The following is a 22,728-nucleotide window of genomic DNA, read 5'->3' as shown; positions in this document are numbered from 1 at the left end:
GCCTTCTTCCTGGAAAACCCGGTCGCCGAGTCGGTGCAGTCCACCGGCATCCCGCGCGAAGCCGAGCCGATGGCCCGCCAGGCGATCACCCAGATGATGACCGCCTATTTCCGCAGCAAGCCGGTCTACGTGCTGCGCGAAGACGGCTCGCTGCAGGAAAAGGCGGCGCGCTGGCTGCTGCGTTCGATCAGGATCGAACCGGGGCGGGTCGCGGCGGTGCTGTCGCCGGGCTGAACAATCAAGACAGCAGGGCCACGCCATGCCGATGCATTGCTCGCATCCGACAGAGTTAGTTTACGCCGCCAACATTGAAAACCCCACCCTCATAGCGCCCCTGCAACAACGCAATTCGGCGTCCCGTAAGGCGACTGAACTCTTCGTCCAGCGCGCGAAATTCTTTGCTATTCATGTCGTAGGCGAAATTCTGCCCCATCGTGATGACCCTCGCAGATGTGGCGCCAATAACACTCGACTGTTTATAGCCGCTCACGAATATGCCGGCCAACCGAGCCCCCGGTTCGGGAATGATGAGCCAACGCACAGCTTCATAGGAACTGAGCACCAGCGCCAACGGCTTGTCCGAACGATTTACCCGAACCTGTACTGTTGGAGGCGTGCTGTTGGCGTTCGCACGACTCTCATGGGTGGCTCCGCTGCCTTGATAGACGCCCACGGCCTCGACTCGCGCGTCAGCAATTAATCCAGCCAAAGGCGCTTGGAGATTAGTGGCCGGCACAGGAGCGGGGGCAGGACGAGGAATATTCCCCAAGCCCACCTCGGCGCGCAAAGCTGCCTGCTCCGCCTGAGCCATCTTTTGCTCTGCCTGAGCAATTCGCCTATCCAAGGCAAGCTGATGAATCGCAATTGGCTCACCAACGACCTGGGGAATAACAAACTGCGTTATACGCCCCGCCCTGGGGGCAAACAGCTGCTTGAATGGGCGAAGATACATGAGCCCATCAAGCGGCACCTCCGCCAATGGAGTCAATGTCTTTTCGGCAATCGAGAACAGATAGTTGCGCATGCTGCCGCTAGCGTTCATGGAGGCTGCATTGGTGCGGACCAGCAACTTGTCTGGATCGGCTGTTGGATACAGTCCGTGGAAGCCTGTTCCCGGACCAAGATCAACGTTCGTACTTTCCAGTGTGTTTACGTCAAGAATCGCGAGACTGCTCTGCGAAACGCTGACAATGTGGGCACCATCCGCAGTCTGTTGGGTCAAGTTGGCCGTCCAGCGAGATATCCCATCAAGATTGCGCTCATCCGTAACAACTAGCTGAGTCTCTCCATCTTTCGGCGTTAGTATCAAGCGAGCAACGCCATACCAATGACCTGCCAGGTATTGGTTATTCTGACCATAGACAGGAAAGAGCTGTGTTACGTCCGACAGAGGAACCAGCACCTCTTTGCCGTTGGCGCCATCAATAAAATAGGTATGACGGTTGGCCTCTTTGACAATCAGCAAGCCGTGATCGCCCAGCCAAGAAGTTCTCAGTTCACGCGTCTTGCCAACTTGCCCTATGCGTTCGCCGGTTTCCGTCGCATAAATGTCAGTTCGATTGTGATCTGGTGAGCCAGCAATGATCAGCCGGCCATTCGGTGATAGCCGTCCGGGGCCAACGCCGTCCGGCAACTTGGTGCGACGAATAACCGTATTTGTATTGAGATCAAGCAGCAGCAATACCTGTTTCGATGTCAACGACACCGCCACGCCGGCATTTTCAGCAAAAAGGGCCCACCGGATTTCCTCATCGGCCGATATTTCGCGGGGAGCCAGAGGCGGGAGTGGGCGAAGGGGAGGTTTGGCAAGGATCAAGCCAATGCGTAGATACCCTACCCACAAAGCTGTCTCCTCATCCTGCTCCTCAAAACATGCGCGGTCTGTCAGCTTTTCGCGCACGCTTGATGGCAGCGTATACCAAGCGGGCGAATAGTCTTTCGCACATGTCAGAGCCCGAAGTGCCATTCGGCGTTTCCACTCCGCCTCGAAGCGTTTCAAGCGGTCTCCGCCTGACTCCTCTACAACGCTTTTGCGAGCATTCTCCAGTTCCTGAGAAATAGGTATCGCGTGGTTGATCTTCCCTTCCACGCTCACCGGAAATAACGAATCGCAACCAGCCAAAAAAGTCGTTGCGACGAGTAAGGCAAGTAACCCTGCCAAACGCATCAACTGGCTCATAACCCCCCCGAAGTATTGTCGCGTTGCATCTGGATCACACGGGGTTTCATACCAAAACCATCATGCGATCCACAACGAGTAATGCTCACGGAATTATGCCATTTTCACATCACCTGCAACCACTACTCCGATCTGCGTTACGAGCCGGAGAAGGCCCCAGCTTGATCAAGCCAGCCCCCACAAAACCAACGAAAAACAGGGCAAGCTCAACCATGCCCCTTTCGGGGCAGGCAATCTGCGGGATTCAAAGCAGCCGGCCGAACAAATAGATCAATCCGCCCCCATCTCCCGCGCATACGGTTCGCGCAGGTCGACCGGCTTGACGGTCTTCTTGCGCATGCGGATGTTGAGCATCTCGACGCCGACCGAGAAGGCCATGGCGAAGTAGATGTAGCCCTTCGGCACGTGGTGGCCAAAACCGTCGGCGATGAGCACGACGCCGACGACGACCAGGAAGGACAGGGCGAGCATCTTGATCGTCGGGTGGTTCGACACGAAGTCGCCGATCGACTTGGCGAACAGCATCATCAGGCCGACCGAGGCAATGACGGCGGCGATCATGACGCCGACCTGGCTGACCATGCCGACGGCGGTGATGATCGAGTCGAGCGAGAAGACGAGGTCGATGACGATGATCTGGGCGATGACGCCGGCGAAGCTGGAAGCGACCTTGGCCGATTCGCTGCCCTCCTCGCCTTCGAGCAGCTGGTGCACCTCGCCGGTGCTCTTCCAGATCAGGAACAGGCCGCCGAGGATGAGGATGATGTCGCGCCCGGAGATGCCGTAGCCGAACAGCGTCAGCACCGGCTCGGTGAGGCCGACGATCCACGACAGCACCAGCAGCAGCGCGATGCGCATGAACATCGCCAGGAACAGGCCGATCTTGCGGGCGATCTCCTGTTTCTCCCTGGGCAGCTTGTCGACCAGGATGGAGATGAAGATGATGTTGTCGATGCCGAGGACCAGCTCCAGCGCGGTCAGCGTGAAGAAAGCGATCCAGATTTCGGGGGAGAGCAGGAATTCGAACATGGCGGGAATGGCCTCAATGGGAACCCGCGCATTCTATGCGGACGCCAAGCCTGCGATACAGTCCGCCCGACATCAACAACACTTCGGAAATCCCGAAGTGTTGTCAAAAAAATCAGAGCATGTGGTTCAGGAAGGCCCGCGTCCGCGGCTGCTGCGGGTTGCTGAACAGCTCGGCGGGGACGCCGGCCTCGACGATGTCGCCGCCATCCATGAACACCGTGCGCGTCGACACGTCGCGGGCGAAGGCCATTTCATGCGTGACGACGAGCATGGTCATGTGCTCGTCGGCCAGCTGGCGCATGGTACGCAGCACTTCGCCGGTGAGTTCCGGGTCGAGCGCCGAGGTCGGTTCGTCGAACAGCATGATGTCGGGCGCCATGGCCAGCGCGCGGGCGATGGCGACGCGCTGTTTCTGGCCGCCGGAAAGCTGCGACGGATAGGCGTCGCATTTGGCGAACAGCCCGACCTTGCGCAGCAGTTCCTCGGCCACCGGCACGATGGCCGCGCGGGACAGCCCCTTGACCGTCATCGGCGCCTCGATCAGGTTGCCGAGCACGCTCAGGTGCGGAAACAGGTTGAAGTGCTGGAAGACCATGCCCATCTTGGCGCAGATGCGGCGCGCCTCCTTGTCCGGCGCGTAGCGGCAGTGGCCGTCGGCATCCGTCGCGACCAGGGTTTCGCCTTCGATGACGATCTCGCCGCGGTCGACGCGCTCGAGCTGGTTCAGGCAGCGCAGGAAGGTGCTCTTGCCGGAACCGGATGGGCCGATCATGGCGATGACCTCGCCCTTGCCGATTTCCAGCGAGACGCCCCTGAGCACTTCGTGATCGCCGAAACGCTTGTGCAGGTGGGCGGCGCTGATCATCGGCTCAGTCGTCGTAGACGGCATATTTCTTCTCCAGACGCATGAAGCCCCAGGTCAGCAGCAGGGTCATGAACAGGTAAAAGGCGGCGGCAACCACGAAGGGCATGGTCGTGAAATCGCGCTGGACGATGCCGCGCGCGGCGCGCAGCAGGTCGTTCATGGCCAGCACGTAGATCAGCGAGGTGTCCTTGACCAGGGTGATGGTCTCGTTGCTCATCGGCGGCAGGATGCGCTTGACCATCTGCGGCAGGATGATGCGGCGCATGGTCTGCGCCGGGCTCATGCCGAGCACCTGCGCCGCCTCGTACTGGCCGCGCCCGACCGACTGGATGCCGGCGCGGAAGATTTCGGCGAAGTAGGCGGCGTAGTTGAGCACGAAGGCGACGATGGCCGCCGGGAAGTCCGGCAGGCGGATGCCGACCACCGGCACGAAGGGCAGCGCGAAGTAGATGAAAAGCATCTGCAGCATCAGCGGCGTGCCGCGCATCAGCCAGACATAGCCGGCCACCGCCGTGCTCGCGGCACGGAAGCGGGAAAGCCGGACCAGCGCCAGCGCCAGCCCGAGCGGGACGGCCAGCACCAGGGTCGCGCCGAAGACCTGCAGCGTGACCGCCGTCCCCTCGAGCAGGGGACCGATGATGTTCAAGATGTAATCCATGGCCTGTCGCCAGTGAGTCGGGCAGCCCCCGGGGCACCCGGAAATGCCCGGCCGGAATCAGCGGCCGGGCATGCGGAGCGTGCTTACTTGACGATGTCCTTGCCGAACCACTGGTTCGAGATGCGGGCGGCGGCGCCGTCCTTCTTCATCTCGTCCATCGCCTTCTGGATCTTGCCGAGCAGCTCGGCATCGTCCTTGCGCACGCCGACGCCGTATTCCTCGGTGCCGAAATGCTCGTCGAGGATGACGTATTCGCCAGCCTTCTTGGCGGTGTAGTAGCGGCCGACGACTTCATCGACGACCAGTGCATCGAGGCGGCCGGTGCTGAGGTCCATCAGCGCCGTGACGTTGTCGCCGAATTTCTTCAGTTGCTTGACGGTCTTGCCGGCCGGGTCCTTGTCGATGGCCTCGACGGCGCTGGAGCCTTCCTGCACGCCGATCACCTTGCCGGCCAGGTCGGCCTTGGTCTTGACCGCGGACTTGGCGGTGACGACGACGATCTGGCGGTTCTCCAGGTAAGGCGTGGTGAAGGCGATCTTTTCCTTGCGCGGCTCGGTGATGGTCAGGCCGTTCCACAGCACGTCGACGCGCTTGCCGCCCAGCTCGGCTTCCTTGGCGTTCCAGTCGATGGGCTTGAACTCGACTTCGGCGCCGAGGCGCTTGGCGGCTTCGCGGGCAAGGTCGATGTCGAAGCCGACCAGGGCGCCCTTCTCGTCGCGGAAGCCCATCGGCGGGAAGTTGTCGTCGAGGCCGACGACGATCTTGGCGACGGCGGCGGGAGCTGGCGCAGGCGCCGCGGCGGCCGGCGCTTCCTCCTTCTTGCCGCAGGCGGCGAGCGCCAGGGCGAAAGCGAGGGGAATCAGGGCAAAGGTCTTTTTCATGGGCAGTTCATCCAGTACGTTGTGGTCGGCTTGCCGGCGCAGGGTCAACAATGCCGCGGCGAAGCCAAAGAAGCATTTTCCCGCGATCGCCCCGGCCTTACAACCGTAAAAACCCTTATCGGCATTCGCCGGCCCATCGGCCGCCCGCCATTTGCACCATTCGCTCAGGCCGCCGGCGCCTGCAACTGCTCGTATTCGGCGATCACCTGCGCCCCGAGCAGCAGCAGGGTGGCCGCCAGCTCCATCGAGAACAGCGCCACCACGGCGGTGGTCAGGGAGCCGTACACGACGCTGACCTTCGACAGGTGGGCGAGATACCAGACCAGCAGGTGACGCAGGATTTCCCACAGCACGGCGGCGCTGAAGCCGCCGATCAGCGCATGGCTCAGGCGTGTTCGGCCCAGCGGAATGACCAGGTAGAGGCCGGCCAGGACGAAGGTTTCGATCAGCACGCCCAGCCCGTAGAACATGACGCCGGACAGGCCGCCCAGGCTCCAGCGCTGGCCGAAGAGTTCCATGCTTTCGCGCGCCACGGCCTGGACCATGGCCGAGGCCAGCGTGACCGCCAGCAAGGTGGCGCCGAGCAGCAGCACGAAGCAGTAGGGCAGGATGGCCGAGACCAGCGCGTGGCGTGGCCGGTCGCGAGCGCGGTGGGCGAAGATGATGCACATCGCCTTCTCCAGCCCCGAGAAGGCCAGCGAACTGAAAAAGATCATGGTGCCGATGAGCAGCATGCCGACCCCCAGGCCGTTGTTCAGGAAGGCCGACACGTCGGCCAGCACCGCCTGCGACTGGCTGGGCACCAGCCATTCGAGATAGCGGCCGAGCACCGCGAACAGGTCGGCTTCGCTGACCAGGTGCGACAGCGCGAACACGGTCAGGATCAGCAGCGGGACCAGCGAGAGCAGCGCGTAGTAGGCCACCGCCCCGGCCAGCAGCAGGCCCTGGTTGGCCATGAAGGCCTTGACCACCCGCAGCGCGAAGGCCAGCGGGTGGCGCACCAGCTGCACCGCCCGGTCGTGTTCGGAAGCCTCGTTCATGGCTGCGCCAGCCCTGCCGAACGGCGCCTTACTTGACGACCAGCACGCTGTCGTCCCAGGCCGCATGCTTCCCGTAGCCGAGCAGGTTGGCCACGGTCGCCGCGATATTCGACAGGCCGCAGGTTTCCGTCTGCTGCAGGCCGAGCCTGCCGCCGGAGACGTTGTCGTAGAGGATCAGCGGCACCGGGTTCAGCGTGTGCGCCGTCTTGGCCTTGAACGAGCCGTCCTTGTTCAGCGCCGGCTGCTTGGTCTTCTTGTCGAGCTCGAACATTTCGTCGGCGTTGCCGTGGTCGGCGGTGATCAGCGCCACGCCGCCGGCCGCGTCGATGGCCTTGAGCACGCGGGCCAGCGACAGGTCGACCGCTTCGACGGCGATGCGCGCCGCCTCGAAGTTGCCGGTGTGGCCGACCATGTCGCCATTGGCGAAGTTGCAGCGCAGGGTCTTGTAGCGGCCGGACTGGATGGCGGCAATCATCGCATCGGCGATTTCGGCCGCCTTCATCCACGGACGCTGCTCGAAGGGCACGACGTCGCTCGGCACTTCCTCCCAGGTTTCGCCGTCGAACTTGCCGGAACGGTTGCCGTTCCAGAAGTAAGTCACGTGGCCGAACTTCTGCGTTTCGGAACAGGCGTACTGGGCGATGCCCAGCTTGCTGAACCATTCGCCGGAGGTGTCCTTGATCGCCGGCGGGGCAACCAGGAAGCGCTTCGGCAGTTGCAGGTCGCCGTCGTACTGCAGCATGCCGGCGAAGGTCACCTGCGGATAGCGGACGCGGTCGAACTTGTCGAAAGCGGCCTCGACGAAGGCGCGGGTGATCTCGATGGCGCGGTCGCCGCGGAAGTTGAAGAGAACGACCGAATCGCCGTCCTCGACGGTGCCGATGGGCTTTCCGCCGTCGGCGACAACGAACTCCGGCAGATCCTGGTCGATGGTGCCGGGATGGGCGGCGCGCAGGCCGTTGACCGCCTCGGCGGCATTGGCGAACTGCGGGCCCTGGCCCAGCACGTGGGTCTTCCAGCCCTTGTCCACCATCACCCAGTTGGCGTCGTAGCGGTCCATGGTGATGTACTGGCGGCCGCCGCCGGAAGCGATGCGGGCGTCGAAGCCGTCCTTGCTGATGTCGGCGAGGAAGGCCTCGAAGGGCAGCACGTAGTCCAGCGCGCTGGTTTCCGGCACGTCGCGGCCGTCGAGCAGGGCGTGGATGCGCACGGTCTTGACGCCCTCTGCCTTGGCCCGCTCGACCATGGCCTTCAGGTGGTCGATGTGGCTATGCACGTTGCCGTCGGAGAACAGGCCGATGAAGTGGATCACGCCGCGACCGCCCTTGGCGCCGGCAACGATCTGCTGCCAGGCCTCGCCCTGCCAGATGTCGCCGGAGGCGATGGCGTTCGACACCAGCGCCGCGCCCTGGGCATAGACCTGGCCGGCGCCGATGGCGTTGTGGCCGACTTCCGAATTGCCCATGTCCTCGTCGGAGGGCATGCCGACGGCGGTGCCGTGGGCGCGCAGGCGGATGTTCGGGTAGCTGGCGAACAGGCGGTCGAGGGTCGGCTTCCGGGCGGCGGCGATGGCGCTGCCGACATCGGTCTTGGGCAGGCCGTAACCGTCCATCACGATGGTGACGACCGGGCCTGGAATGCCGGCGAAGGTGGAAAGCTTCTGCAACATGGCGGGTTTCCTGCAAAAAGGCCGGCCGGACATGACGGCGGCGTGTGGGGAAAACCCACATTTTAACGCGCCCGGGACTTGTCCGCCGCGAATCGAGTTACCTCCGGCACCTCGGGGCACCGGCCGACAACTCTGGAAACAACTCCGTCACGCAACGATACACAGGCTTACATTCGCGCTGACATCCGGGACGTAAGGGGCCGCGTTATTCGGCTCATGGCGCTGCAATGTCGCAGCACCTGAAAACGAAATAACCAACCTGTCTAGGAGATTCAAAATGATCAAGACCGTTATCGCTCTGGCTGTTGCCGCTGGCTTCGCTTCCGCTTCCTTCGCTCAGGGCGCCGCCGCTCCCGCCGCCACCCCGGCCCCGGCCGCCAAGGTCGCCGCTCCGGCGCCGGCTGCCGCCGAAAAGAAGGTCGAGGCACCGAAGGCCGCCGAACCGATGAAGGCGGAAGCCGCCAAGACCGAGAAGCATGCCGCCCACGAGAAGCATGAAAAGCACACCCACAAGGACGCCAAGGTCGAGAAGACCGCTCCGAAGGGCGAAGCCAAACCGGCGGCCACCCCCGCACCGGCTGCGGCACCGGCCCCTGCCGCCAAGTAAGCGGACGCACCCCGACAAAGCCCCGGCCCCGTGCCGGGGCTTTTGTCTTTCCGGCCGCCGGCCTGTCCCGCGCTCGCGCCGAAGCCCGCGCCAACTGCTAGACTCCGGCCTCCACCAAGCGCCGAGCCGAGCCCCGCCATGTCCGATGTCCTTTTCCCGTGCGCCGACGATGCCGCCGAGCCTATCCTGTCCGCCACCCGCCTGTGGCTCGAGCGCGCGGTGATCGGCCTCAATCTCTGCCCCTTCGCCAAGAGCGTCTTCGTCAAGAAACAGGTGCGCTACGCGCTGACCGCCGCGACAAGCGCCGACGAACTGCTGGCCGAGCTGGAAAACGAACTGGCCCTGCTGGCCGGCACCGATCCGCAGCAACTCGACACCACGCTGCTCATCCACCCGCAGGTGATGAACGATTTCCTCGACTATCACTTCTTCCTCGCCGAGGCCGAGGCGCTGCTGCGCAACAACGGCTACGACGGCGTGTTCCAGATCGCCAGCCTGCATCCGCAATACGAATTCGCCGGCAGCGATCCGGACGATGTCGCCAACTACACCAACCGCGCCCCCTACCCGATGCTGCACCTGCTCCGCGAAAGCAGCATCGACCGCGCCGTGGCGGCCTTTCCCGACGCCGCCGACATTTTCGAGCGCAATATCGAAACCATGGAAAAACTGGGCCACGAGGGCTGGCGCAAGCTGTGGCTGGGCTGATTTCCCGATAGCCGGCGCCGGGTGCGGCGACTATGGTGAAGTATGACCATCACCGCGAGGAGCCCCGCCATGCGCCACTACCCGACCGCCGGCGACGCCGCCCATCCCGGCCCGACGCGCTCCGAGCGCGACAGCTTCGGCACCATGGAAGTCCCCGCCGAGCACTTGTGGGGCGCGCAGACCCAGCGCTCGCTCGAACACTTCGCCATTTCCACCGAGCGCATGCCGCGCGACCTGCTGCACGCCCTGGCCCTGGTCAAGCGCGCCTGCGCCCGGGTCAACAGCGAACTGGGCCTGCTGCCGGCTGACAAGGCGGCGGCCCTGGCCACGGCGGCCGGCGAAATCCTGGCCGGCCGGCACGATGGCGAATTCCCGCTCGCCGTGTGGCAGACCGGTTCCGGCACGCAGACCAACATGAATCTCAACGAGGTGCTGGCCAACCGCGCCTCCGAACTGCTCGGCGGCGAACGCGGCCTGCAGCGGCTGCTGGAAGCCAACGACGAGGTCAATCGCGGGCAATCGTCAAACGACGTGTTCCCCACCGCCATGCACGTCGCCGCCGCGCTCGGCATCACCCGCCAGCTTCTGCCCGCCCTCGCCGACCTGCGCGCGACGCTGGCCGCCAAGGCCGAAGCTTTCGCCGGCATCGTCAAGCTCGGCCGCACCCACCTCCAGGACGCGACGCCGCTCACCCTCGGCGCCGAATTCTCCGGCTACGTCGCCCAGCTCGACCAGGCCCAGGCCCTGATCGCCGGCACGCTGCCCGCGCTGTATCCGCTGGCCATCGGCGGCACCGCGGTCGGCACCGGCCTGAATGCGCCGGCCGGCTTCGGCGACCGGGTCGCCGCCGTGCTCGCCGCCGACTGCGCGCTGCCCTTCACCAGCGCCGCCAACAAGTTCGCCGCGCTGGCCGCGCACGATGCGCTGGTCGCCGCGCACGGCACGCTGAAGACGCTCGCCGTGGCGCTGCTGAAGATCGCCAACGACGTGCGCTGGCTGGCTTCCGGGCCGCGTTCCGGGCTCGGCGAGCTGGCCATCCCGGAAAACGAGCCGGGCAGCTCGATCATGCCGGGCAAGGTCAATCCGACCCAGTGCGAGGCGCTGACCATGCTCTGCTGCCAGGTCGTCGGCAACGACGTGGCGATCACGCTGGGCGGCGCTTCCGGCAATTTCGAGCTGAACGTCTTCAAGCCGCTGATCGCCCACAACCTGCTGCAGAGCATCCGCCTGCTCGCCGACGGCATGCGCAGCTTCGACCGCCATTGCGCCCGGGGCATCGAAGCGCAGCGCGAGCGCATCGCCGAACACCTCGAACGTTCGCTGATGCTGGTCACCGCGCTGGTGCCGCATATCGGCTACCAGCGCGCCGCCGAGGTCGCCAAGCGGGCGCATCGTGAAAACGGCACCCTGCGCGCGGCTGCCCTGGCCCTGGGCTATGCGACGGAAGAGGAACTGGCGCGCTGGCTGGACCCGGCAGGTATGCTCGGCGACGGCACATCTCCGTCCACGCCTGTGGGATAATCGACCTCCTTTCGCAGCACAAGCAGCAGGCATGGCCAAAGATTCACCGATTCAATTCAAGGGCACCGCGCTCAAGATCATCCAGGCACAGGTACGCACCACCGAAATCGCCGCTTTGCATGCAGCGCTGGCCGATCTCACCGGCAACAGCCCGGACTTTTTCGAAAACGACCTCGCCGTGCTCGATTTCAGCGGCGCCGAGAACCTGCCGGCGACGGCGGACTGGGCAGCCATCCGCCAGCTGCTGCGCGCTTCCGGCCTGCATGCCGCGGCGACGCTGGGGCTGCCGGCCGACCAGGCAGCCGCCGCCGAACAGGCCGGACTGCCGGCGATCAGCGCCAACGCGCTGAGTCGCCCGGCGAAGGCCAAGGCCGCCGAGCCCGCCCCGCCGCCCGTCGTCGAAGCGCCGCCCCCGCCCGTCCCGCCGCCGGCACCGGAACCCGCGCCGCGCACCGTCACCCTCGACAAGCCGCTGCGTTCCGGCCAGCGTTTCTACGCCAAGGGCAGCGACCTGATCGTCACCGCCATGGTCAGCGCCGGCGCCGAAGTGATCGCCGACGGCAACATCCACGTCTATGCCCCGCTGCGCGGCCGCGCCCTGGCCGGGGCCAGCGGCGACCGGAACGCGCGCATCTTCACCACCAGCCTGGAGGCCGAACTGGTCTCGGTGGCCGGGCTGTACCGCACTTTCGAGGCCGGCGTGCCGGCCGAACTGGCCCGCCAGCCGGCAACCATCAGCCTGAGCGGCGACGAGGAACCGACCCTGAAGGTCGTTCCGCTGGCCCTCAGGTAAAATTATCCCAATCCAATAACTTCCCAGCGAGAACCTAACGTGACCCGTATCATCGTCGTGACTTCCGGCAAGGGCGGGGTCGGCAAGACCACCACCAGCGCCAGCTTTTCCACCGGCCTCGCGCAGCGCGGCTTCAAGACGGCCGTCATCGACTTCGACGTCGGCCTGCGCAACCTCGACCTGATCATGGGCTGCGAACGCCGCGTCGTTTACGACCTGATCAACGTCATCAACGGCGAGGCGACGCTGACCCAGGCGCTGATCAAGGACAAGCACTGCGACAACCTGTTCGTGCTGCCCGCCTCGCAGACGCGCGACAAGGACGCGCTGACCGAGGAAGGCGTCGAGAAGGTCATCAAGGAACTGACCCACCAGGGCTTCGACTACATCGTCTGCGATTCGCCGGCCGGCATCGAGTCCGGCGCCGTGATGGCGCTGACCTTCGCCGACGAGGCGCTGGTCGTGACCAACCCGGAAGTCTCGTCGGTGCGCGACTCCGACCGCATCCTCGGCATCCTGCAGGCCAAGTCGCGGCGCGCCATCGAAGGCCGCGACCCGGTCAAGGAGCACCTGCTCATCACCCGCTACAACCCGACCCGCGTCGAGGCCGGCGAAATGCTGTCATACAAGGACATCCAGGAAATCCTGCGGGTCCCCATCATCGGCGTCATCCCGGAATCCGAGGAAGTGCTGCAGGCCTCCAACCAGGGCTCGCCGGTCATCCACCAGAAGGACACCGACGCCGCCGCGGCCTACCACGACGTGATCAGCCGCTTCCTCGGCGAGGAGCAGCCGCTGCGCTTCGTCGACTACGTCAAGCCGGGCCTGCTCAAGCGCCTGTTCGGAGGCAAGTAAGATGTCCTGGCTCCAGAAACTGTTCGGCAACCAGCCGAAAACGGCCCAGGTCGCCAAGGAGCGCCTGCAGCTGATCATCGCCCACGAACGCGACGGCGGCGGCAGCACGCCCAACTTCCTGCCCGACCTGCAGCGCGAGCTGATCGCCGTGATCTCCAAGTACGTCAAGGTCAATCCGGACGACATCCGCGTCTCGCTGGAAAAGCAGGATCGCTACGAAGTGCTCGAAGTGAAGATCGAGCTGCCGGAAAAGGCTTGATGTAAAAGCGCGGCAAGCGTCTTTACCCGCCGGCCCGAACCGGCATAGCATCGGGGCATTGCCGTCAAGGAATGCCCCGATGTCCATTGCGCTCAAGCCCAGCGAAATCGTCGCCCGCCTCAACGAACACGTGGTCGGCCAGGAAGCCGCCAAGAAAACCCTCGCCGTCGCCATCTACGGGCATTTCCGGCGCATGGCCGGCAGCACGCCGGAGAGCGTCGAGCTGACCAAGAGCAACATCCTGCTCATCGGCCCGACCGGCACCGGCAAGACCCTGCTCTGCGAAACCCTGGCCCGCATCCTCGACCTGCCCTTCGTCACCGCCGACGCTACCTCGCTGGCCCAGACGCAGTTCGTCGGCGACGAGATCGAGGCCATCCTGCACCGCCTGCTCGACCGGGCCGGCGGCGACATCGGCAAGGCCCAGTGCGGCATCGTCTTCGTCGACGAGGTCGACAAGCTGAAGGCGGCGGACGGCCAGAGCCGCGCCACCTCCGGCGAAAGCGTGCAGCACGCCCTGCTCAAGATCATGGAAGGCGCGCCGGTCAAGCTCAAGGACGGGCGACTCATCGACACCACGCAGATTCTGTTCATCTGCGGCGGCGCCTTCGTCGGGCTGGACCACATCCTGACCAGGACGCACACCTTCGGCTTCATCGCCACGCAGGGCGGCGACGACCAGAAGATCCTCGAACGCCTGAACGCCCGCATCAAGCCGACCGACCTGCTCGAATTCGGCCTGATTCCCGAATTCGCCGGCCGCCTGCCCATCGTCACCCGCCTCCACGACCTGACCCAGGACATGCTGGTGCGCATCCTGACCGAGCCGAAGAACGCCATCTACCGGCAGTTCCAGGCCATGCTGGCGGCCGACGGCGTGACCCTGGAGGTGGCGGCGCCGGTCTTCGAGCAGATCGCCGGGCTGGCCATCGAGTACAAGGCCGGGGCGCGCAGCCTGCGCGGCATCTTCGAGGAAATGATGGTCGACGTGCTGTACGCCGTGCCGGACCGGCCGGGCATTCGCCAGGTCGTCATCCGCTCGCTGTTCGAGCCGCCGCAACTGGTGGTGGCGGACAGCTGAAAACCGGCGGCCTCGTTAGCTGCCCGGCTTTTTCCTCCGCCGGCCGGCCGCCACGTGCCAGATCAATCCGGCCGGGAGGACAAGGCCGCTTGCCCAGTGGGCCAGGCTGATCCAGGGGCGCAGATTTTCGTCGGCGGCGTAGTACAGGCCGTAGCCGGTGAGGATGAGGATTCCGGCCAGGGACAGCATCGTCGCGCCGCTCGTCCTGTTGCGCCGGGCGCGCCAGGCGAAACGCACGTGTTGCGGCAACACCGAGCCCAGGGCGAGGAGGCCGAGCATGGCCGCGGCACCGTGCAGCTTGAGCGCCCAGGCCTCGAGGGGATGCGGCAGTTCGGGGTCGGACCGCAGGCCATAGCGCCCCCCCAGCCAGACGAGGCCGGACAGGACGAGAAAGGCGAAGGCGAGGTAAATCAGTCGCCGGTGGCGACCCGGGAGGGCAATCGACATGGAACGGGGGATGGAACGGGAGATGAGGCGATGAATCCGGCGGCCGGCAGCGCGATGATACGTCCGGCCGGGTCCACGCGCAGCGCCTGGGCGCCGTAGCGGGCCAGCAACGGCCCGGCGGCGTCGCCGAGGAGCAGCGCGACCTTGGTCAAGGCATCGGCGTGAACGCAACGCGCGGCAATCACGGTCACGCTGTCGAAGTCGGGGAGCAGACTGCCGTCGCGCGGATCGACGAGGGGAGACAGGCTTCGTCCGCCGCTTTGCCGGCGGGCGAAATAGGGAGCGCTGGTGGCGCAGGCGCCATCGGCCAGCTTGCCAACCGGCAGCAATCGAGTCGGATCGGCGGGGTGGCGCAGATGGATCGTCTCCGCCTCGCTACCGAAGAGGCGCAGGTCACCGCCGGCGTTCACGCAGCCCGCGGCGACACCGTGGGCGAGGAGCACGTCTACCGCCCGATCCACCGCATAGCCCTTGGCGATGCCGCCCAGATCCACCGCCAGCGGCCGGCGGAGCCGCAGGCGGTGCTCCGGCAGCAATTCCAGATCGCGCCAGTCGCCCTCTCCGCCCGCCAGTTCGGCGGGAAGATAGGCCGCAGCGGCCAGGCGCGGAGCGATGGTCGGGTCAAAAATGCCGTCGCTCGCGGCGGCAAACTCCAGCGCCAGGGAGAGCACCTCCCAGGTCCGCTCGTTCACCGCCAGCGTCACGCCGGGCGACGTGGCAGCCAGGCGCCGCACATCACTCGTGGGCTGATGGGCGCTCAGGTAGGCTTGGCACGCTTCAATTTCGGCAAAGGCCGCGTCGAGCGCCGCCGCCAGCCCGTCGCCGCCTTCAGCCCTGATCTCGACAAGGGTGCCGAGCAAGGGGCGGGCGCGGCGCAGGCTACTTGAGCAGGACATCGGCCGTCGCCAGCAGGCGCTTGATGCCGTCGGCGACGTGGCGGCAGGACAGGGTTGCGCCGGAGATGTTGCGGATGTCCTGGTCGAGCTTGAGCGGAGCGGCCGCGGTCTTGCCGACGAACTGGGCGCGCCATTCCGGGCTGCGGATTTCGCCGCCCTGCTTTTCCCGGTAATCGAGAATCTCCACCTGACGCAACACGCCGGCCGCCGAAATGCCGACGGCGTAGGTGATCAGCTCGTGCTTGCCCAGCACTTCATCGACCAGGAAAAGGCTGCCGTCGGCAGCTTTCCACACCTCCAGTTCGGCCACCCGAACCCGCAGCCCCGAGCGCTCCTCGATGGCCTTTTTCTGGCCCTCGCCGAGCACGACGATCATCCGCTGCAGCTTGGCGCCCGGGAATATCGCTTGCTGCGCCTGCTCCACCGTCAGGTAGGTCGTGGCGTAAGCAAATTGCGGGGCCAGGGCTGGCCCCGCAACCAGCGCCGGGGCGACCGCGAAGAGGCTCCAGCGCATCGCCTAGAAGTTGAAGCCGAAGCGCAGGCGGAGTTCGCGGCGCTCGGCGTCTTCCCCATAGAAGCGGCCAGCGATGATGTCGCTGCGTGCATCGTCGTTATAGCCCTTGGCGTTGCCCAGCTGAACCAGGTAGGTGGCGGTCACCCACCAGTTCTTGTCGGCGTAGTGCAGCGAGGGGCCAAAGTAATTGTTGGTAAAGACCCGCTTGTCGGTCTTCACGCCGAAATCCTCGTAGGCGGTACGCCGGCGGTATTCCAGGCCGGCATTCCAATGGTTGGCGAAGCGATAGGCCAGGCCGGTGGTGAACTCCACCTCGGTCTCCTTCTCCCATTCGCCATGGAAATTGGTCTTCTCGTATTCCAGCGTGAAATTCGCGGCCCACACCAGCCGGTCGTCGAGGAAGTTCTTTTGCAGGATGATCTTGCCTTCGAGCTCGCGCTTCTTCGCCCCGTAGCTCGGCTCAATGTAGACGGCCAGGCCGATGGGATCCTTGTAGGGGCTCAGAATGCGGTAGATCCACTCGTTGGAGACCGATTCGAAGAAGGTCTTCTTGTAGCGGGAATTCGGATCGACGTTGTCGGGAATGAAAGCCCCCGGCCCGGTCGTGCCATCGGCCCGGTTACTGTCGGCACTGACCCGGTCGGCATTGAGGTAGAGGGAAGTCTGCAGATCGTTGGTGACACCGTACTCGACCTCGGTGCGAGACAACCAGGCGCTGTAGCTGCCCTGGGACTGGCTCCGCCTGTTGGTCATCCACTGCTCGACTTCCCATTGGCCCTTGCCATGCGTGTCGGTGGTATAGACGTAGCCGAAAGGGGAATCCCCGGCGACGGCCGGCACTGCGGCACCCAACGCCCCGAGAACGAGCGGCAGGCCAAGGGCAAAACGGAGGCGGGTCGATGTCATATTTAAAGTTCCTTATACAAATGAGAATGATTTGTATTTTCTCAGATTAACCTGACCTTACCCTGACGCCCCGTTTTTCGTACGGCCCAGCCTCCCGCGAACAAAAAAAGGGAGCCCGAAGGCTCCCCGAAAGGTATGAGACCACGGTGCTGTTCTCCGAAGTCTCTCCCGCAGAGTCGTTTAGTGCGCGTGGGCGCCGGCAGCGCCGAGCCCGGTCTGGGCGCGGATGTACTGCTCCTCGAAAGCCTCGGCTTCCTTGGCGGCACGGGCGCTCTTGTCGGTCACCGAACCGAGCCAGGTGACGACGAAAGCCAGGGTCATCGAGATGATGGCCGGGTGGTCGTACGGGAACACGGCCTGGGCGTTGCCCAGTACCTTGACCCACACGGCCGGCGACAGGATGACCAGGCCGACGGCGGAAAGCAGGCCGGCGATGCCGCCCCACAGGGCGCCGCGCGTGGTCAGGCCCTTCCAGTACATGGACAGGATGAGCACCGGGAAGTTGACCGAAGCGGCGACGCCGAAGGTCAATGCCACCAGGAAGGCGATGTTCTGGTCCTTGAACAGGATGCCGAGGGCGATGGCGGTGAGGCCGATACCGACGGAAGCGATCTTGGTGACCTTCATTTCCTGCGCGCTGGTCGCTTCGCCCTTCTTGATGACGCGGGCGTAGAGGTCGTGGGCGATGGCCGAGGCGCCGGCCAGGGCCAGGCCCGACACGACCGCCAGGATGGTGGCGAAGGCGACGGCCGACAGGAAGCCGAGGAAGATGTCGCCGCCGACCGACTTGGCCAGGTGCATGACCGGCATGTTGCCGCCGCCGATCAGCTTGCCGCCGACCTGGCCGCCTTCGAAGAAGGCCGGATTCTGGCCGACGATGACGATGGCCGAGATGCCGAGGATGATCACCACCAGGAAGAAGAAGCCGATGAAGCCGGTCGCGTAGAACACCGACTTGCGGGCTTCCTTGGCGTTCGGCACGGTGAAGAAGCGCATCATGATGTGCGGCAGGCCGGCCGTCCCGAACAGCAACGCGAACGACAGCGACACGGCGGATACCGGATCGGCCATCAGCGAACCCGGGGCCATGATCTTGATGCCGGCCTTGTGGGCGGCGACAGCCTGGCCGAACAGGTTCTCGAAGGAGAAGCCGAACTGGCTGAAGGCGAGCAGCATCAGCGCGGTACCGCCACCGAGCAGCAGGCAGGCCTTGATGATCTGCACCCAGGTGGTGGCGACCATGCCGCCGAAGGTGACGTAGACCATCATCAGGATGCCGACGCAGACCACGGCCATGTTGTACTCCAGGCCGAACAGCAGCTGGATCAGCTGGCCGGCGCCGACCATCTGCACGATCAGGTAGAAGCAGACCACGGTCAGCGAACCGAAGGCGGCGAAGGTGCGGATGCGGCTCTGGTCGAGGCGGTAGGAGGCGATGTCGGCGAAGGTGAACTTGCCGAGGTTGCGCAGGCGCTCCGCCATCAGGAACAGGATGATCGGCCAGCCGATGAAGAAGCTCACCGTGTAGATGAAGCCGTCGAAGCCCTTGGCATAGACCAGCGAGGTCAGGCCGAGCAGGGTGGCCGCCGACATGTAGTCGCCGGCGATGGCCAGGCCGTTCTGGAAGCCGGTGATGCCGCCGCCGGCGGTGTAGAAGTCAGCGGTGGACTTGGTGCGGCCGGCAGCCCACTTGGTGATGCCGAGGGTGGCCAGCACGAAGACCATGAACATGGCGATGGCGCTGACGTTGAGCGGCTGCTTCTGGACGCCGTCGAGGGCGCCCGGGGCAGCGATGGCGATACCGGCGATCAGCAGGCCGGCCGTGAGGGCGAGAAGGGAACGCTTCATTTCTGGGCCTCTTTCAGGATCTGCTGGTTCAGTTCGTCGAATTCGCCGTTGGCGCGGCTGATGTAGACGCCGGTCAGCAGCCAGCCGCCGACCACCATCAGGGCGGCCAGAGGCCAGCCCCAGGTCATCACGGCGCCGTCGGACAGCGGCTTGGCCAGCAGCGCCGGGTTGAAGGCGGTGATCATCATGAAGGTGTAGTACGGCACCAGCACGACGAGCGACAGGATGATCGCGAAGCGCGTGCGCTTGCCGACCAGTTCGGCGAATTTCGGATTGCTCCGGATCTTCGTTTGTATGCTTTGTTGAGACATGAATCCTCCTCGATACTCCAATGACTAGGAATGAAAGTGTTTGCTGTTCTCTTGGTTTTATTGGTTTTGACGGGGCGCCCCCAAATGCAAAAAATCGCCCCGTCGGGTCCTACATGTTTGGATAGTTCGGCCCACCGCCACCTTCCGGCACCGTCCAGTTGATGTTCTGGGTCGGGTCCTTGATGTCGCAGGTCTTGCAGTGCAGGCAGTTCTGGCCGTTGATCTGCAGCCGCGGCTTGCCTTCTTCCTCGCCGAGGATTTCGTACACCCCGGCCGGGCAGTAACGCGTTTCCGGCGCGCCGTACCTGGCGTAATTGACCGAGATGGCCACCGACTCGTCCTTCAGGCGCAGGTGCGTCTGCTGGTTTTCCTCGTGGTTGGTCGCCGACAGGAAGACCGAGGACAGGCGGTCGAAGCTGATCTTGCCGTCCGGCTTCGGGTAGTCGATCTTCGGGTAGCTGTTCTTGTCGCCCAGCTGGCTGTGGTCGTCGTGGTGACGCATGGTCCACGGCGCCTTGCCGCCGAACAGGTAGGTGTCGATGGCACCGTAGGCCAGGCCGCCGAACAGACCCCACTTGAAGGCGGGACGGATGTTGCGCACCTTGTACAGCTCGGCCCACAGCCAGCTCTGCTTGATCTGCTCGCCGTATTCCGTCACCTCGGCCCCGGCGCCTTCCTTGAACAGGTGCTCGAACACCGCCTTGGCGGCGACGATGCCGGACTCCATGGCCATGTGCGTGCCCTTGATCTTCGGCACATTGAGGAAGCCGGCGGTGTCGCCGACCAGCAGACCGCCCGGAAAATGGAGCCTGGGTACCGACTGGTAGCCGCCTTCCGACAGCGCGCGGGCGCCGTAGGAAATGCGCCGTGCGCCTTCGAAGAAGCCGCGGATCGCCGGGTGCGTCTTGTAGCGCTGGAACTCCTCGTAGGGCGACAGCCAGGGGTTCTTGTAGTCGAGGCCGACGACGTAGCCGACCGCCACCAGGTTGTTCTCCAGGTGGTAGAGGAAGGAACCGCCGTAGGTGGCCGAATCGACCGGCCAGCCCACGGTATGCACGATCAGGCCGGGCTGGTGCCTGGCCGGGTCGATTTCCCACAGCTCCTTGATGCCGATGCCGTAGGTCTGCGGATCGATGCCGTCGCGCAGATTGAATTTACCGAACAGCTCCTTGGTCAGCGAGCCGCGGCAGCCTTCGGCGAAGATGGTCTGGCGGGCGTGCAGTTCCATGCCCGGCTGGAAGTTGTGGCCGGGTTGGCCGTCCTTGCCGATGCCGAGGTCGCCGGTGGCGACGCCCTTGACCGAGCCGTCCTCGTGGTAGAGCACCTCGGCGGCGGCGAAGCCGGGGTAGATCTCGACGCCCAGCGCCTCGGCCTGCTCGCCCAGCCAGCGGCACAGGTTGCCCAGGCTGATGATGTAGTTGCCGTGGTTGGACATCTGCGGCGGGGTCGGCAGCTTGAACGAACCGTTTTCGGTGAGGAAGAGGAAGCGATCCTCGCCGGCCGGCGTATTCAGGGGCGCGCCGCGCTCCTGCCAGTCCGGGAACAGCTCGTTCAGGGCATGCGGCTCCAGCACGGCGCCGGACAGGATGTGGGCGCCGATTTCCGAGCCCTTCTCGAGCAGGCAGACGGAGATTTCCTTGCCGTTCTGCTCGGCCAGCTGCTTGATGCGGATCGCCGCGGACAGCCCCGAGGGGCCGCCGCCGACGATCACGACATCGTATTCCATCGCATCGCGATCGGTACGCATGGTCATGGCTTAGAACAGGTTCTCGGGCAGGCCGAGGGTCGATGCCGCACCGCCGGTGACTTCGGCGGCGTAGGCAGCGGCGAACGGCAGCTGGTGGGTGGCGAAATACTCGGCGGTGGCCAGCTTGGCCTTGTAGAAGTCGTCGCTGCTGCCGTCGGCCAGGTGCTTGGCGGCAATCGCGGCGGACTTGGCCATCAGCCAGCCGCCGACGACGATGCCGGTCTGCTTGAGGAAGGGCACCGAACCGGCATGCACGGCCTGCGGCGCGCTGTCGTAGTTGGCCAGGATCCAGTCGACGGCCTTCTGCTGGGCGACGATGGCGGCCTTCAGGTTGGCGGCGATGTTGGCCAGCTGGGCGTTGCCTTCGAGTTCCTGCGCGGTGGCCGACATTTCGGCGATCAGCGTTTTCATCGCGGCGCCCGGCACCTTCTCGCGTGCCAGCTTGCGGCCGACCAGGTCGTTGGCCTGGATGGCGGTCGTGCCTTCGTAGATGGTGGTGATGCGCGAATCGCGGTAGTACTGGGCGGCGCCGGTTTCCTCGACGAAGCCGACGCCACCGAACACTTGCAGCGCGGTCGAGGACAGCTCGACGCCCTGCTCCGTGCTCCAGCCCTTGATGACCGGGGTCAGCAGGTCGATGCGGGCCTGCGCGGCGGCGTCGCCGGCATGCGCCTTGTCGATGTTGGCGGCGCCGTAGTAGGCCAGCGTGCGCATGGCTTCGGTGCGGGCCTTGCAGTCCATCAGCAGGCGGCGGACATCCGGATGGTGCAGGATGGTCTTCTTCTCGCCGGACTTGTCGCCGACGATGGCGCCCTGGACGCGTTCGCGGGCGTACCACAGCGCATGCTGGTAGGCGCGCTCGGCGATGCCGACGCCTTCCAGGCCGACGTTGACGCGGGCGTGGTTCATCATCGTGAACATGTAGCCGACGCCCTTGTTCTCTTCGCCGATCAGGTAGCCGATGGCGCCTTCCTTCTCGCCGTAGGACATGACCGCCGTCGGGCTGCCGTGGATGCCGAGCTTGTGCTCGATGGAAGCGCAGATCAGGTCGTTGCGGGCGCCGAGCGAGCCGTCGTCATTGACCAGAAACTTCGGCACCAGGAACAGCGAGATGCCCTTCAGTCCCGGCGGCGCGTCCGGCAGGCGGGCCAGCACGAGGTGGACGATGTTCTCGGCGACGTCATGCTCGCCCCAGGTGATGAAGATCTTGGTGCCGCTGACCAGGTAGGTGCCGTCGCCGACCGGCTTGGCCTTGGACGAGATGGCGGCAAGATCGGAGCCGGCGTTCGGCTCGGTCAGGTTCATGGTGCCGGTCCAGGTGCCTTCGACCATCTTCGGCAGGTACTTCTGCTTCAGTTCGTCGGAGGCGTGGTGGGCGATGGCCTCGATGGCGCCGCCGGTCAGCATCGGGCACAGGCCGAAGGCCATGTTGGCGCCCTTCCACATTTCATTGACGGCCATCGAGACGACCGCCGGCAGGCCCTGGCCGCCGAATTCCGGGGCGAAGGGCATGGACATCCAGCCGGTTTCGGCAAACAGCTTGTAGGCTTCCTTGAAGCCCGGCGCGGTGGTGACGACGCCATCCTTGCAGACGTGGCCGGTCTGGTCGCCGACCTTGTTGATCGGGTCGAGGACGCCGGTGGCGAACTTGGACGCTTCGTCGAGGATGGATTCGACCAGCTCGACCGAACATTCCTCGTTGCCCGGCAGGGCGCAGATGTCCGAAAGGCCGGCGATTTCGTTCAGAACGAACTGCATGTCGCGGATCGGGGCGATATAGGTGCTCATACGGGTTATCTCCTTGGTATTCTTGGTTTAAACGGCTGCCACGAGGGCGGGAACGGTTTCGAACAGGTCGGCGACCAACCCGTAATCCGCGATCTGGAAGATCGGCGCATCGGGGTCCTTGTTGAT

Annotated in this window: 23 protein-coding genes and 1 pseudogene; 8 read left to right on the top strand and 16 right to left on the bottom strand. The window is 64.9% G+C overall.

The genetic code is table 11. The features are described from left to right. A partial coding sequence (locus tag Q0P59_RS18720) for a DUF1439 domain-containing protein (RefSeq protein ID WP_295009221.1) occupies positions 1 to 234 on the top strand: 234 nt, incomplete at its 5' end. Positions 235 to 289: 55 nt separating this feature from the next. On the opposite strand, the gene Q0P59_RS18715 is transcribed toward Q0P59_RS18720, so the two are convergent. The 7 genes from Q0P59_RS18715 to gpmI all read right to left on the bottom strand — a co-directional run bounded on the left by Q0P59_RS18715 (position 290) and on the right by gpmI (position 8,321). Further along, positions 290 to 2,179: a hypothetical protein gene (locus Q0P59_RS18715; protein WP_295009219.1), complete on the bottom strand. Its 1,890-nt coding sequence runs from the start codon at positions 2,177 to 2,179 to the stop codon at positions 290 to 292. Between the two features lie 270 nt (positions 2,180 to 2,449). Beyond that, a complete protein-coding gene (locus Q0P59_RS18710; protein WP_295009217.1) occupies positions 2,450 to 3,208 on the bottom strand; it encodes a TerC family protein in 759 nt (252 codons plus the stop codon). 112 nt (positions 3,209 to 3,320) lie between these two features. Next, complete coding sequence (locus tag Q0P59_RS18705; RefSeq protein ID WP_295009223.1) at positions 3,321 to 4,073, bottom strand: amino acid ABC transporter ATP-binding protein; 753 nt, start codon at positions 4,071 to 4,073, stop codon at positions 3,321 to 3,323. A 4-nt stretch (positions 4,074 to 4,077) separates the two neighbouring features. Then, a complete protein-coding gene (locus Q0P59_RS18700; RefSeq protein ID WP_295009215.1) occupies positions 4,078 to 4,731 on the bottom strand; it encodes an amino acid ABC transporter permease in 654 nt (217 codons plus the stop codon). An 83-nt stretch (positions 4,732 to 4,814) separates the two neighbouring features. Next, entirely contained in the window at positions 4,815 to 5,612 is a 798-nt protein-coding gene (locus Q0P59_RS18695; protein WP_295009213.1) for an amino acid ABC transporter substrate-binding protein, read from the bottom strand. 164 nt (positions 5,613 to 5,776) lie between these two features. Then, positions 5,777 to 6,652 carry a YihY/virulence factor BrkB family protein gene (locus tag Q0P59_RS18690; protein WP_295009211.1) on the bottom strand — a complete coding sequence of 292 codons (876 nt, stop codon included), beginning with the start codon at positions 6,650 to 6,652 and terminating at the stop codon, positions 5,777 to 5,779. A 28-nt stretch (positions 6,653 to 6,680) separates the two neighbouring features. Further along, the gene (gene gpmI / locus Q0P59_RS18685; protein WP_295009209.1) at positions 6,681 to 8,321 is read right to left on the bottom strand and encodes a 2,3-bisphosphoglycerate-independent phosphoglycerate mutase; all 1,641 of its coding nucleotides are present in this window, start codon (positions 8,319 to 8,321) and stop codon (positions 6,681 to 6,683) included. Between the two features lie 277 nt (positions 8,322 to 8,598). Here gpmI and Q0P59_RS18680 point away from each other — a divergent pair, with 277 nt between their 5' ends. The 7 genes from Q0P59_RS18680 to clpX all read left to right on the top strand — a co-directional run bounded on the left by Q0P59_RS18680 (position 8,599) and on the right by clpX (position 14,145). Beyond that, positions 8,599 to 8,928: an amine oxidase gene (locus Q0P59_RS18680; protein ID WP_295009207.1), complete on the top strand. Its 330-nt coding sequence runs from the start codon at positions 8,599 to 8,601 to the stop codon at positions 8,926 to 8,928. 138 nt (positions 8,929 to 9,066) lie between these two features. Then, a complete protein-coding gene (locus Q0P59_RS18675; protein ID WP_295009205.1) occupies positions 9,067 to 9,636 on the top strand; it encodes a DUF1415 domain-containing protein in 570 nt (189 codons plus the stop codon). Positions 9,637 to 9,705: 69 nt separating this feature from the next. Then, a complete protein-coding gene (gene fumC / locus Q0P59_RS18670) occupies positions 9,706 to 11,157 on the top strand; it encodes a class II fumarate hydratase (protein WP_295009203.1) in 1,452 nt (483 codons plus the stop codon). A 31-nt stretch (positions 11,158 to 11,188) separates the two neighbouring features. Then, positions 11,189 to 11,950 (top strand): septum site-determining protein MinC, encoded by a 762-nt coding sequence (gene minC, locus Q0P59_RS18665; RefSeq protein WP_295009201.1) that lies wholly within the window; start codon positions 11,189 to 11,191, stop codon positions 11,948 to 11,950. Positions 11,951 to 11,989: 39 nt separating this feature from the next. After that, the gene (minD, locus tag Q0P59_RS18660) at positions 11,990 to 12,805 is read left to right on the top strand and encodes a septum site-determining protein MinD (RefSeq protein WP_295009198.1); all 816 of its coding nucleotides are present in this window, start codon (positions 11,990 to 11,992) and stop codon (positions 12,803 to 12,805) included. Position 12,806: 1 nt separating this feature from the next. Further along, positions 12,807 to 13,064 carry a cell division topological specificity factor MinE gene (gene minE / locus Q0P59_RS18655; protein ID WP_295009197.1) on the top strand — a complete coding sequence of 86 codons (258 nt, stop codon included), beginning with the start codon at positions 12,807 to 12,809 and terminating at the stop codon, positions 13,062 to 13,064. A 79-nt stretch (positions 13,065 to 13,143) separates the two neighbouring features. Further along, positions 13,144 to 14,145: an ATP-dependent Clp protease ATP-binding subunit ClpX gene (clpX, locus tag Q0P59_RS18650; protein ID WP_295009195.1), complete on the top strand. Its 1,002-nt coding sequence runs from the start codon at positions 13,144 to 13,146 to the stop codon at positions 14,143 to 14,145. Positions 14,146 to 14,160: 15 nt separating this feature from the next. Here clpX and Q0P59_RS18645 read toward each other — a convergent pair whose 3' ends face one another. The 9 genes and pseudogenes from Q0P59_RS18645 to Q0P59_RS18605 form a co-directional block, all read right to left on the bottom strand. Then, entirely contained in the window at positions 14,161 to 14,592 is a 432-nt protein-coding gene (locus Q0P59_RS18645) for a hypothetical protein (RefSeq protein WP_295009193.1), read from the bottom strand. Then, complete coding sequence (locus Q0P59_RS18640) at positions 14,556 to 15,452, bottom strand: FAD:protein FMN transferase (protein ID WP_295009191.1); 897 nt, start codon at positions 15,450 to 15,452, stop codon at positions 14,556 to 14,558. The genes Q0P59_RS18645 and Q0P59_RS18640 overlap by 37 nt, the downstream gene beginning before the upstream one ends. A gap of 19 nt (positions 15,453 to 15,471) precedes the next feature. Continuing rightward, entirely contained in the window at positions 15,472 to 16,002 is a 531-nt protein-coding gene (locus Q0P59_RS18635; RefSeq protein ID WP_295009189.1) for an FMN-binding protein, read from the bottom strand. Positions 16,003 to 16,005: 3 nt separating this feature from the next. Beyond that, the gene (locus Q0P59_RS18630) at positions 16,006 to 16,908 is read right to left on the bottom strand and encodes a DUF6662 family protein (RefSeq protein ID WP_295009187.1); all 903 of its coding nucleotides are present in this window, start codon (positions 16,906 to 16,908) and stop codon (positions 16,006 to 16,008) included. A gap of 180 nt (positions 16,909 to 17,088) precedes the next feature. Continuing rightward, complete coding sequence (locus Q0P59_RS18625; RefSeq protein WP_295009185.1) at positions 17,089 to 18,756, bottom strand: cation acetate symporter; 1,668 nt, start codon at positions 18,754 to 18,756, stop codon at positions 17,089 to 17,091. Further along, entirely contained in the window at positions 18,753 to 19,067 is a 315-nt protein-coding gene (locus tag Q0P59_RS18620; RefSeq protein ID WP_295009183.1) for a DUF485 domain-containing protein, read from the bottom strand. The genes Q0P59_RS18625 and Q0P59_RS18620 overlap by 4 nt, the downstream gene beginning before the upstream one ends. A gap of 109 nt (positions 19,068 to 19,176) precedes the next feature. Next, positions 19,177 to 20,820: an electron transfer flavoprotein-ubiquinone oxidoreductase gene (locus Q0P59_RS18615; protein WP_295009181.1), complete on the bottom strand. Its 1,644-nt coding sequence runs from the start codon at positions 20,818 to 20,820 to the stop codon at positions 19,177 to 19,179. Between the two features lie 3 nt (positions 20,821 to 20,823). After that, positions 20,824 to 22,602 (bottom strand): acyl-CoA dehydrogenase C-terminal domain-containing protein, encoded by a 1,779-nt coding sequence (locus tag Q0P59_RS18610; RefSeq protein WP_295009179.1) that lies wholly within the window; start codon positions 22,600 to 22,602, stop codon positions 20,824 to 20,826. A 27-nt stretch (positions 22,603 to 22,629) separates the two neighbouring features. After that, positions 22,630 to 22,728 (bottom strand): annotated as a pseudogene (locus Q0P59_RS18605) (electron transfer flavoprotein subunit alpha/FixB family protein); the annotation flags it as partial.

This window comes from uncultured Dechloromonas sp. (assembly GCF_945957265.1).
In the GTDB taxonomy this organism is placed as follows: Bacteria; Pseudomonadota; Gammaproteobacteria; order Burkholderiales; family Rhodocyclaceae; genus Azonexus.
The sequence above is the reverse complement of the archived record's forward strand: the minus strand, read 5'-3'. Positions and strand labels throughout refer to the sequence as shown.